Consider the following 11,864-nt stretch of genomic DNA (forward strand, 5'->3'; position numbering starts at 1 on the left):
GCTTCACCTTGAGATGCAAGGTATTGAGGTACTCAGGACGAAACAAGAGGCCGTGGATAAGGGAACGTTCTTTCCTGCCAGGCATTGACAGCGCATCTTAGGCGGTGGGAGCGTCGAAGCGCTTCACCAATCGCCCCTGTCTCTCCCTCTCGTTGAGGTGGCCGTGTCCGACACACCCGGGCCCACCGTGCGCCCGTTCCCCGACCTGCCCGCCGGGTTCCGCTACGGAGCCGCGACCGCCGCCTACCAGATCGAGGGTGCCCATGACGAGGACGGCCGCGGACCGTCCATCTGGGACACCTTCAGCCACACCCCTGGCCGCACCCTCGGCGGCGCCACGGGCGACACCGCCTGCGACCACTACCACCGCCACCGCGAGGACATCGCCCTGCTGCGCGGGCTCGGCGTCGACGGCTACCGCTTCTCGATCGCCTGGTCCCGCCTGCTGCCCCGGGGCACCGGGCCGGTCAACGCCAAGGGCCTGGACTTCTACGACCGGCTGATCGACGATCTGCTGGCCGCCGGGATCGCGCCCGCCGTCACCCTCTACCACTGGGACCTGCCCCAGGCCCTGGAGGACCGCGGAGGCTGGCGCGTCAGAGAGACCGCCGAGGCGTTCGCCGCGTACGCGGCCCTTGCCGCCGAGCGCTACGGGGACCGGGTCGAGCGCTGGATCACCCTCAACGAGCCGTACTGCTCCGCCTTCGTCGGCTACGCCGAGGGCCGGCACGCGCCCGGCGCCCAGGAGGGCCGCGGAGCCCTGGCGGCCGCCCACCACCTGCTGGTCGCCCACGGCCTCGCGGTACGGGAGCTGCGCACCGCGGGCGCCCGGGAGGTCGGGATCACGCTCAACCTCGACCGGCTCCACGCCGCCTCCGACCGCCCCGAGGACCTCGACGCGCTGCGCCGCGCCGAGGTCCTCCACAACGAGGTCTGGACCGAGCCGCTCCTCGCCGGGCGCTACCCCGAGCACGAGCCCGAGACCTGGGGCGGCCTCGCCGACGGCCCCTGGCGGCAGCCCGGTGACCTGGAGGTGATCGGCGAGCCGTTGGACTTCCTCGGCATCAACTACTACCGGCCGGTGACCATCGCCGCCGCACCACGCCGTACGGACGACCCCGGACTCCGCACCGCCGTCGACATCGGCGTCGCCGAGCAGGACCCGTACGGGACACGGCACACCACCATGGGCTGGCCCGTCGTCCCGGCCGCGCTCACGGAGCTCCTCCTGGACCTGCGCGCCCGCCACCCGCGGCTCCCACCGGTCTGGATCACCGAGAACGGCTCCGCCGAGGACGACACCGTCGCCCCCGACGGCCGGGTCCACGACCCGGACCGGATCGCCTACCTGGCCGACCACCTGACCGCCGTCGCCGACGCCATCACGGCCGGGGTGGACGTACGCGGCTACTACGCGTGGTCCCTGCTCGACAACTTCGAGTGGGCGCGCGGCTATGACCGGCGCTTCGGCCTCGTCCACGTCGACTACACCAGCCTGACCCGAACGCCCAAGGACAGCTACGACTGGTACCGGGGCCTGATCACCGCGCACCGCGCGCGGACGGAGGAATCCACCCCATGAAGTTCACCGACGGCTACTGGCTGATGCGTCCGGGCGTCACCGCCCGCTACGCCACCGAGGTCGCCGACGTCCGCGCCGACGAGCACCGGATGACCCTCTACGCGCCGGTGAAACATGTGCTCGGTCGCGGCGGCATGCTCAACAGTCCGCTGCTGACGATCGAGTGCTGGTCGCCGGCCGAGGGCGTGATCGGGGTGCGTGCCACCCACCACGCCGGTTCGGTGCACCGGGGGCCGGAGTTCGCACTGCCGGGCGGGCAACCGGATGCCGGGAAGGTACACCGGGACGGCACGGTGGTCGAGCTCAGTGCGGGTGAGCTGTCACTGCGGGTGGACACCTCCGAGCCGTGGCGCCTGGAGTTCACCGCGGGTGGCCGGGTGCTGACCTCCGTGGGTGAGCGCGGGACCGGTTTCGCCACCGACGCCGAAGGCCGCCACTTCATGTTCGGACAACTCGCCCTGGGAGTCGGCGAGCTGGTCTACGGACTGGGCGAACGGTTCACCCCGTTCGTCAGGAACGGCCAGGTCGTGGACATCTGGCAGGCGGACGGCGGCACCAGCAGCGAGCAGGCGTACAAGAACGTCCCCTTCCACCTGACGAACCGCGGCTACGGCGTCTTCGTCAACCACCCCGGCAAGGTCAGTTACGAGGTCGGCTCCGAGTCGGTCGGCCAGGTCCAGTTCAGCGTCGAGGACCAGTCTCTGGAGTTCTTCGTCGTCCACGGCCCGACCCCGAAGGAGATCCTCCAGCGCTACACCGCGCTCACCGGCCGCCCCGCCCTGCCGCCGGCCTGGGCGCTCGGCCTGTGGCTGACCACCTCCTTCACCACCGACTACGACGAGGCCACCGTCACCCGCTTCGTCGACGGCATGGCCGAACGCGGCATCCCGCTGAGCGTCTTCCACTTCGACTGCTTCTGGATGCGCGGCTACCAGTGGAGCGACTTCGTCTGGGACTCCGACACCTTCCCCGACCCGGCCGGCATGCTGGCGCGCCTCAAGGAGCGGGGGCTGCGGGTCTCCGCCTGGATCAACCCGTACATCGCGCAGAAGTCGGCGCTGTTCGAGGAGGGTATGCGAGAGGGCTACCTGGTGCGCCGCCCGGACGGCAGCGTCTGGCAATGGGACCTGTGGCAGCCCGGCATGGCCCTGGTGGACTTCACCGACCCCGCCGCCCGCGACTGGTACACGGGCAAGCTGAAGACGCTGCTCGACCAGGGCGTGGACTGCTTCAAGACCGACTTCGGCGAGCGCATCCCCACCGACGTCGTCTGGCACGACGGCTCCGACCCGGAACGGATGCACAACTACTACACCCACCTCTACAACCAGGCCGTCTTCGACCTCCTGCGCGCCGAGCGAGGCGAGGGCGAGGCGCTGCTCTTCGCCCGCTCCGCCACCGCCGGAGGCCAGCAGTACCCGGTCCACTGGGGCGGCGACTGCGAGTCCCACTTCAACGCCATGGCCGAGTCGCTGCGCGGTGGGCTCTCCCTCGGACTGTCCGGCTTCGGCTTCTGGAGCCATGACATCGGCGGATTCGAGGGCACCCCGACCCCCACCGTCTTCAAGCGCTGGGTGCAGTTCGGGCTGCTCTCCTCGCACAGCCGCCTGCACGGCAGCAAGTCGTACCGCGTGCCCTGGGACTACGGCGAGGAGGCCGTCGAGGTCACCCGCGAGTTCACCCTGCTCAAGCACCGTCTCGCCCCCTACCTCCAGCGCGCCGCCCAGCAGGCGCACGCCACCGGCGTCCCGGTGATGCGGGCCATGGTGCTCGAGTTCCCCGACGACCCGGCCGCCGCCACGGTGGACCGGCAGTACATGCTCGGGGACGACCTGCTCGTCGCCCCGGTCTTCACCGACGACGGCACAGTCGAGTACTACGTGCCGGACGGCACATGGACCAATGTGCTGACGGGCGCCCAGGTCACCGGGCCTCGCTGGGCCCGTGAGCAGCACGGCTTCCACACCCTGCCACTCCTTGCCCGCCCGGACTCCGTCATCGCGCTGGCCGCCGACGACCGGCACCCGGTCTCGGCCTGGGCGGACGGCGTCGAACTGCGGGTCCACGCCTTCGCCGACGGAGCCGAGCGCACCGTCCTGATCCCCAGCACCGACGGCACAGGTGAGACCGCCCGCTTCCACCTGCGCCGCCGGGGCGACCGCCTGTACGTGACCACCGACAGCCCGCACCCGTGGCAGCTGCGGATCGGCAGCCCGGACGCGACCGCGCACACCCGGCCGGCCGGCACCTCGGAGGCCGATCTTCCCTACCCGGGCTGAACCCGACCGTCAGGGCGGGGGCCCCGCGGGGCCCCCGCCCTCGGCGCGGTTGCTCACCGACGCCGTCGATGCCCACATCCCGGCAGCGTGCCGCGATTCAGCGGGCGCCGAAGGAGTGCACCGTCGTCGAGCGGTAGGTCCGTCCCGGGCGGAGCACCGTCGACGGGAAGGACGGCTGGTTGGGCGAGTCGGGGAAGTGCTGGGTCTCCAGGCAGAAGCCGTCGCCCTGGCGGTAGACCTTCCCGGAGGTACCCGCCAGCGCGGCGTCGAGGAAGTTGCCGCTGTAGAACTGCACGCCCGGCTCGGTGGTCGCGATCTCCATCACGCGGCCGAGGACGGGCTCCGTCACGGTCACGGCATGCTGCGGGGTGTCGGTGGGTCCCTTGTCGAGCACGAAGTTGTGGTCGTAGCCGCGGCCGAAGAGGACCTGCTGGTGCGCCTCGCGGATGTCCCGGCCCATGGGCTTGCCGCTGCGGAAGTCGAAGGGGGTGTGTGCGACCCTCGCGAGTTCGCCGGTCGGGATGAGGGTGGAGTCGACGGGGGTGTATCGGGAAGCGGCGATCCTCAGGGTGTGGTCGAGGATGCTGCCGCTGCCCTCTCCCGCGAGGTTGAAGTACGTGTGGTTGGTGAGGTTCACGACGGTGGCCCTGTCCGTCGTGGCCCTGTAGTCGATGCGGAAGTCGCCGCGGGGTGTGAGGACGTAGTCGACCCGGATGCGCAGGGTGCCGGGGTAGCCCATCTCGCCGTCGGCGCTGACGTACCGCAGGGTGAGGCCGGTGTCCCGCCCCTGCGCGTACGGCTCCACGTCCCACACCCGCTTGTCGAAGCCCTTGTCCCCGCCGTGCAGGCTGTTCGGGTCGTCGTTGACGGGGAGTCTGTACGTGCTGCCATCGAGGGTGAAGGCGCCGCCCGCGATGCGGTTGCCGTAGCGCCCGATGACGGCGCCGAAGTACGGGCTGCCCGCCACGTAGTCCTCGAGGTTGTCGAAGCCCAGCGACACGTTCGCGTACCGCCCACGCCGGTCAGGGACTTCGAGGGCCTGGACGATGCCGCCGTACGACAGCACGCGCAGCCGGGTGCCTCCCGCGGCCACGGTCCAGCGGTGGACGCGTGTGCCGTCGGACAGGGTCCCGAACAGCTCCTTCGCCGGCCTGCCGCCTAACCGTTCCGTGCCGCCCGCGGCGAACGCCGAGGTCGGCCCGGCGGCCGCTGCCGCGATTCCGGCGGCGCCCGCCGCCATCACCGTACGCCTGTCGATGGTCATGTCGATGGAGCTCCTTGACGTAGGACGTTCGATATTTCGTCACATGTTCGAAATCGTGGCGCGACCGTAGTGACGCCACGAGGACCATGTCAACGGTCCCGGCTCGCACCCGCCTCAGGCACCCTGAGCGCGTGGCCGTGGCGGGCTCGGCCTTCCGCCGAGCCCGCCGCACCGGCTCCGCACCGGAGCCGGACCCGCGTCATGTCGTCAGCGCTGCAGTGTCAGCAGGCCCGGCCGGTAGGGCAGGAGACCGTAGTCACCGCCTGAGTCGGGGCTGCGTCCCTGGTAGAGCAACTGCAGATTGCACGGATCGACGGTCATGGTCTGATCGGCGCTGGTGCGGATCAGTTCGCCATGGCTGATGTCGTCGGTCCAGGTGGCGCCGCTGTTGGCCTTGCCTGCGAACGGGTTGCTCTCGGTCGCGGCCTGGGGAGTCCACGAACCGTTCAGGCCGGTGGCCGTGAACGAGCGGAAGTACCGGCCCTGCGAGCCGATGGCCTCGACGATCATGAGGTAGCGGTCCTGGCCCTGGAGCTTGTAGACCTGTGGGGCTTCGAACAGGTTGTTCGTCGTATCGCTCATGATCACGGTCGAGTTCGTGCCGAAAGTGCCCGGGAAGTTCCCGATCGGCATACTGGCCCGGTAGATCTTGCCGTTGTCACCGGCGAAGAACAGGTACATGTTCGTCCCGTCACCGATGAGCGTCTGGTCGATGGGTCCGGTTCCGGAGCCGGTGATGCTTCCGGAGAAGAGCACCTGCTCGGATGACCAGCCGTTCGGGTTCGTGGGGTCGCTCGATGTCCGGTAGGAGAAGGCGGTCCCACCCCACTGGTAGGCGAGCACCCAGATGTTCTTCGGCGCGAAGTAGAAGAGCGTGGGCGCGACGGTGGAGGTAGACATCGTGTTCTGGCCGGCCGAGGCCATCTCCGACCAGTTGGTGAACAGGTTGAAGTTCATCGAACCCCACCTCGTCCCCGTGTCGTGCGTCGTCGCGTAGACGAGTTGCCTGCCGTTGTGGGGGACGACGGTGAAGTCCTTGAGCGACGCCCAGCCCGGCTTGGGCTGCGCCAGCGCGCCTGTCGACGTCCAGCGGTACGTCGACGGAAGAGCGCACACGCCGGGGTTGCCGCCGCCGACCTTGACGAACTGCCACTGCTGGTTGGTGCCGCCCCAGTCGTCGTACTGGACGATGTTCGCGTTGTCGGCGGTGGAGGCGCCCTGTACTTCGAGGGCCTTGCCGCTGTGGCGTGCGATGAGCCTCACGTAGCCGTCGGAGCTGTCGGCCAGCCGCCACTGCTGATTGGTGCCGTTCAGGTCCGCCCACTGGACGATCGAACCGCCGTTGGCGGTGGACCTGTTGTGGACGTCCAGCACCTTGCCGGAGTGGCGGGACTTGAGGCGGTAGTAGCCGCCGCCGGAGTCGACGAACTGCCACTGCTGCTGGTTCTGATCGTTCCTGGCCCACTGGGTGATGCGGGCGCCGTCGTCGGTCGCCAGGTTGTAGACGTCCAGGGCCTTGCCGCTGTTGCGGTTGACCAGCACGTACGAGGCGTTGGGGTCGACGGTCGCCGCGCCGGCGGGCTGGGCACTGAAGAACGTCGCCAGGAGCAGCAGGGGTGCGAGGACGGCGAGCAGGCGTTTCAGGTGGACCGAGGAGGGATGGCGGGACCGCATCAGAAGAGCTCCTTCGGGGAGTGGGGGTGGGGGTGATGAAGAACGGGATAGGTGTGAAGGCGGCCGCACATGCCGAAGAGTCGGCGCTCCGGGCGCTCCAGTCGGGACACCGTGCCGTGGCTGAGGTGAGAGAGGTCTCCGGCCTTCAGCCGTTCCAGCTGGCGGCCGGTCGTGACGGCCGCGGCCAGGGGGCCGTCACGCCAGCGGATCCGCCAGGCGTCAAGCAGCTCGGTCTTCAGGCGGTGGGCCGCGATGTGGAACTCCCGCAGACCGCCTTCGCGCAAGGCCAGAAAACCCTCGATCGCCAGGTCGCGGCGGCGGCGCGCCGCCGCGGAATGGTCGCCGGTCAGGGCGGCCGCCCTCCGGTAGGCATGGGGATCGGCCAGCACAGGAGCGGGGAAGGTGAAGACGGCGTCGCCTGCCTCGGGGAGTCCGCTGTTCTGCATGAGCACCACGAGGCGCAGGCCGCCGCCGTTGACGAGACGGTGGATCGTGCCGGGGGTGAACCAGACGACGTCGCCGGGGTGCAGCGGGGTGTCGGCGAAGCCGGACGTGGTGAGCGTCTGGACGCTGCCCGCGCCGCCGATGACGACGTAGGCCTCGGCGCAGACGAGGTGCATGTGGGGTGTGCCGCCGCACAGCCCGTCGGCCGCCTCCCAGTCGTACACGGTCAACCCGGAGATCCCCACGCCGCCGGGGAGCGGGGTCACCACGGGTGTTCCGCGACATGGCGGGCCAGGCGGCTGCGGGTCCATGCGCCGTCGGCCACGACGATCCGGTAGCGGCGTGACAGGGATGCGCCCGGGGCCAGCGGCAGTTCCTTGTCGAACGCCAGGGACGGGTTGACGGCGGGGATGGGCTCGCTGCGGACGAACCAGTGGCAAGGGGCGTCCGGATCGTCCAGGAACAGGAGCGTGGAGGAGCGGTCGACCTCGTCGTGCGTGCCGATGAAGGCCAGCCAGTCGCCCTGCTCGCCCATCGCGGGGCCGATCACGTGGCCGCCGGTGAAGTCGCGCGGGCCGCGCCAGAACAGGCCGGAGTAGCCCGCGAGCCTTCTGCCCTGTGTACCGGGGCTGCCGAACATCAGATCGGTGTCGAGGACGTTGGTCAGCGCGGTGGTGACGTCCAGGGTCCAGGAGTCGGCCTCGACGTCGCGTGCGGTCAGCGTGCGGCGCTCGTCGATCCAGCGCTCCCCCGCCATCGTGTGCCAGGCGAGGTCCTCGGTGATCACGGCGCGGCCGTGGCCCGTTTCGGCGGACACGGTGAGGCTGCGCATCGTGCCGAGGTTCAGCAGGTCCACGTAGCCCTGGCCGCGCAGGTAGGTGCCGCCGCCCCAGAAGTTCTGCCCCGACACCCACGACGCCGTGATCTGGACGCCCTTGTGCCAGCGGTGGTCGTGCGGCCGGTACCCGGTGACCACGTCGCCGGCGAGCGTGCGCACCGGGTGCAGGTAGGGCTTCGGCGCCTCGAAGGGGTCCATGACCGGCCGGTGCACATACCGGAAGAGGTCGACGTCACGAGCGCGGACGATCAGCGAGTCCTCGTTCTCGAGGAGTTCGAACGTCATCGGAACACCTCCGGCCGGCCGCCGTCGAGTGAGCCGTAGAACGGGTCGGCCGCGTCGATCTCTCCGCGCCGGACCGGCAGGCCGGTGATCGCGGCCTTGTACAAGGCCGTGACAAGTTCCATGGTGGTCCTGCCGAGGTCGGGCCTGATCCCCGCGTCGTAGCCGTCCAGGTAGGCCGCGAGCTGGGCGGTGTGCGAGCTGGGCAGGTCGTCCGGCGGCTCCCACTTCACGCCGGCCGACCTGGTGGTGAACGTCCAGTCCGCGTTGGAGTAGCCGTACAGGTGCCGCAGCTCGACCGTGGCGTCGGTGAGGTCGAACCGCAGGTAGCTCTCCTCGCGTGGGGACAGGACGCTGTTGACGACCGTCGCGATGGCTCCGTTGTCGAACCGGACCAGGGCGGCGGACACGTCCTCGGTCTGGACATCGCGCTCCAGGCGGCCGGCCATCGCGCGTACCTCGGCCCATTCGCCGAGCACCGCGAGCATCAGGTCCATCTGGTGGATGCCGTGGCCCAGCGTCGGGCCACCGCCCTCGCTCCCCCAGGTGCCGCGCCAGGGCACGTCGTAGTAGGCGTCGTCGCGGTACCACGCCGTGACGCACTGCGCGACCAGCGGGCGGCCCAGCGCCCCGGCCGCGATCCGGTCGCGCAGGTAGCGGGCCCCCGAGCCGTACCTGTGCTGGAACACCGCGCCCGCGGCGGCGGGCCCCTCGGCGGCACTGATCCGGTCGAGTTCGGCGAGGGACAGCGCCACCGGCTTCTCGCACCACACCCACGCCCCCGACTTCAGGCAGGCCACGGCCTGGTCGGCGTGCAGGAACGGCGGCGTGCACAGGTGCACGAGGTCCGGCCGCTGCGCCTCGAGCATCGTGTGGAGGTCGGTGTAGACCGCGGGAATGCCGTGTTCGGCCGCGAACGCCTCGGCGCGCGCGGCATCCACATCGACGGCTGCCACGATCACGGCCCGGTGCGCCTGCGCCCGGAGGGCTGGAACGTGGCAGATGCCCGCGATCCCGCCCGTTCCGACGATCGCCGTTCGTATCATCCGCCCAGCACCGCCTTGATCGAGTGGTAGGCGGGCTTGGGCAGCAGGTTCTCGTCGTAGGGCAGTGCCGCGCCCTCGCCGGGGAAGACGGAGGGGATCCACGAGTACTTGTCCGTGTAGTCCCAGATGGTGATGCCGACGCACTTCCTGACCGCCAGGCAGGCCTTGACGTAGTCGGCGTACCAGGTGGCCTGGGTGGCGAGCTTCTCCGAGGTCGCGGGGAGGGTCATCCGGATGTCGAGCTCGGTGATCGCGACCTCGACCCCGAGGTCGGCGAAGCGCTGGATGTTCTGCCGGACGTCGGCGGGGAAGCCGTACTGGAGCGCCAGATGGCCCTGGATGCCGAAGCCCTCCACCGGGACGCCGTCGGCCTTCAACTGCTTGATCAGGGTGTAGTAGGCGTCGCTCTTGGGGCCGATCCCGTCGACGTTGTAGTCGTTGAGGTACAGCTTGGCGTGCCGGTCGGCCTCATGGGCCCAGCGCAGGGCATCGGCGATGTAGCCGGGGCCGAGCGTCCTGAGGAAGAGCGTCTCGCGGTAGGTGCCGTCCTCGTTGAAGGCCTCGTTGACGACGTCCCAGTGGATCACCTGGCCCTTGTGGTGCCGGACCACGGTCTGTATGTGGTTCTTGAGGATGGCGCGCAGTTCGTCGGCGGTCCAGGTGCCCTCGGTGAGCCAGTCGGGGAGCTGGTTGTGCCAGACGAGGGTGTGGCCGCGGACCTTCTGGTGGTGGGCCTTGGCGAAGGCCGTCACCTGGTCGGCGGCGGTGAAGTCGAAGACGCCGCGCTCGGGTTCGGTGGCGTACCACTTCATGGCGTTGCCGGGGGTGGTCTGCCCGAATTCGCTGCCGAGGAGCTTCAGATAGGCGGCGTCGGTGAACTCGGGGTTGTCGGTGGCGGAGCCGAAGTACTTGTGGTGCCTCTCGGCCAGTTCGCCGAGCGTCCTGGGGCGGGACTCGGCGGCTGCGGGGGCGGCGACGAGGCCGGCCGCGAGGCAGATGACGGCGGACAGGGCGGCGAGATTTCGAGACATGAGCATGACAAGCTCCTGTACTGGGCGGATCAGTCGAGGACGATCGTGGTCAGGGCGCGCGGGGCGAGCGTCGCCGTGAGGGTCGTGCCGTGCGTGGAGACGATGTCGGCCGGGGTGATCGAGCGCGTCTCGTCGGTGACGTAGCCGTCGGGGTGCCGGTCATGGCCACCGCGAAGAGAGAACTCGGCGGAGCTCTCGGTCGTCGCGGTGTTGAGGATCTCGATCACGCGGCTGCCGTCGGCGTTGCGGAAGGCCGTGATCTTCAGGGCCGGGTCGGCGTTCGTGACCGGTACGCGGACGGCGCCGGGGCGGATGAACCGGCTGAAGGCGGCCAGCGCCCAGTACCGCTTGGACACCCGGTAGTCGTCACCGGGGTCGGCGAGCCGGATCAGCCCCCGGGTCGCGCCGAGGGACGCGCCGGTCCAGTAGACGTAGGCATTGGCGTTGCCGACGGTCAGGGTGTGCTGGATGTCGGCCGCGACGGTGAGACCGTCGTAGCCGCTGCCGTCGTCCCAGTTCTCGTTCCAGGTGGAGCCGTCCGGCGACCATTCCGACATCCACACGCGCTTGTCGGTCGGCTGCGGGACGTCGGCCGGACCGCCGTAGCGGTGGCCGGTGATGGTCCGTACGGCCCTGCGGCGGCCGGGTCCGCCTCGATGGCCTCGGTGTAGGCGACCTGCCGGTCCCAGCCCGCGGCGTCGCAGCAGACCACCCCGGTCCTCAGCCCGGACGCGCGAACGGTCGGTCCGAGCACCTTGAGGAAGTCGACGGCCTGCTGCGGGGTGAACCGCATCGAGGCGTAGGTCGCCGTCCAGTCGGGTTCGTTGGTGAACCCCAGGTCGGTGATCCTGATGCCTTCCTGCCGGTAGAACTCGGCGTACTGGACGAGGTAGTTCGCGTAGGCCTGACGCCATTCGGGCAGGAGCTCGCCGCCGTCGTTCTCGCTTCCGTTGGTCTTCATGAAGGCCGGGGCGCTCCATGCGTCGGCGAAGAACCGTGTGACGCCGTAGGCCTTGGCCTCCTTGGCGAGCCAGACCTGGCCGCCGTCCCAGCCGTCCCAGACGTACTCCGGCGTGGCGTCCGGCCCGCCGGGATCGGCCGGCAGGATCGTCGGCATGTGGTCGTAGACCCTGTCGGTGGACGACCCGATGCCCAGCCGCAGGATCGAGAGGCCCGCGCCCTTGTCCTCGCTGAGCAGCAGGTCGAGCACCTCGCGCTGCTTGGCCGGGCTGAGGCCGCGCGCGCCGTGCAGCAGGTCGGCCCGCTGGAAGGCCATCGAGAAGCCGAATCCGTCGATGGGCTGGAGTTCGGCGCGGAAGTCGATGCCGGATCGCGCGGGGGCGGCCACGGCCTGCGACGGTAACGCGAACATCAGTGCGGCAGTGAGTGCGGTCAGGCGTTTCACAACGTCTCCTCGGGGGTGG

The 11,864-nt window shown here is 70.0% G+C and carries 10 protein-coding genes; 2 read left to right on the forward strand and 8 right to left on the reverse strand.

Annotated elements, in window-relative coordinates; genetic code table 11:
* Window positions 1-163: 163 nt before the first annotated feature.
* Together E0F75_RS02700 and yicI are read left to right on the forward strand one after the other, a co-directional pair.
* The gene (locus E0F75_RS02700) at window positions 164-1,582 is read left to right on the forward strand and encodes a GH1 family beta-glucosidase (protein WP_374115357.1); all 1,419 of its coding nucleotides are present in this window, start codon (window positions 164-166) and stop codon (window positions 1,580-1,582) included.
* The gene (yicI, locus tag E0F75_RS02705; protein WP_187620776.1) at window positions 1,579-3,861 is read left to right on the forward strand and encodes an alpha-xylosidase; all 2,283 of its coding nucleotides are present in this window, start codon (window positions 1,579-1,581) and stop codon (window positions 3,859-3,861) included. Before E0F75_RS02700 ends, yicI begins: the two co-directional genes overlap by 4 nt.
* A gap of 97 nt (window positions 3,862-3,958) precedes the next feature.
* Here yicI and E0F75_RS02710 read toward each other — a convergent pair whose 3' ends face one another.
* The 8 genes from E0F75_RS02710 to E0F75_RS02745 form a co-directional block, all read right to left on the reverse strand.
* Window positions 3,959-5,125, reverse strand: coding sequence for an aldose epimerase family protein (locus E0F75_RS02710; RefSeq protein WP_187620777.1), 1,167 nt, complete (start codon window positions 5,123-5,125; stop codon window positions 3,959-3,961).
* Between the two features lie 207 nt (window positions 5,126-5,332).
* A complete protein-coding gene (locus tag E0F75_RS02715) occupies window positions 5,333-6,799 on the reverse strand; it encodes a non-reducing end alpha-L-arabinofuranosidase family hydrolase (protein ID WP_187620778.1) in 1,467 nt (488 codons plus the stop codon).
* A complete protein-coding gene (locus E0F75_RS02720) occupies window positions 6,799-7,554 on the reverse strand; it encodes a cupin domain-containing protein (protein ID WP_187620779.1) in 756 nt (251 codons plus the stop codon). The genes E0F75_RS02715 and E0F75_RS02720 overlap by 1 nt, the downstream gene beginning before the upstream one ends.
* The gene (locus E0F75_RS02725; protein WP_187620780.1) at window positions 7,506-8,366 is read right to left on the reverse strand and encodes a PmoA family protein; all 861 of its coding nucleotides are present in this window, start codon (window positions 8,364-8,366) and stop codon (window positions 7,506-7,508) included. Before E0F75_RS02725 ends, E0F75_RS02720 begins: the two co-directional genes overlap by 49 nt.
* Entirely contained in the window at window positions 8,363-9,409 is a 1,047-nt protein-coding gene (locus tag E0F75_RS02730; RefSeq protein WP_187620781.1) for a Gfo/Idh/MocA family protein, read from the reverse strand. Before E0F75_RS02730 ends, E0F75_RS02725 begins: the two co-directional genes overlap by 4 nt.
* Entirely contained in the window at window positions 9,406-10,440 is a 1,035-nt protein-coding gene (locus tag E0F75_RS02735; RefSeq protein WP_229312475.1) for an endo-1,4-beta-xylanase, read from the reverse strand. Before E0F75_RS02735 ends, E0F75_RS02730 begins: the two co-directional genes overlap by 4 nt.
* A gap of 29 nt (window positions 10,441-10,469) precedes the next feature.
* Entirely contained in the window at window positions 10,470-10,997 is a 528-nt protein-coding gene (locus E0F75_RS02740; RefSeq protein ID WP_229312446.1) for a glycoside hydrolase family 30 beta sandwich domain-containing protein, read from the reverse strand.
* Window positions 10,895-11,845, reverse strand: coding sequence for a glycoside hydrolase (locus tag E0F75_RS02745; RefSeq protein WP_229312447.1), 951 nt, complete (start codon window positions 11,843-11,845; stop codon window positions 10,895-10,897). The genes E0F75_RS02740 and E0F75_RS02745 overlap by 103 nt, the downstream gene beginning before the upstream one ends.
* Between the last annotated feature and the right edge of the window lie 19 nt (window positions 11,846-11,864).

Source organism: Streptomyces sp. CB02980 (assembly GCF_014451325.2).
Taxonomy (GTDB): Bacteria; Actinomycetota; Actinomycetes; order Streptomycetales; family Streptomycetaceae; genus Streptomyces.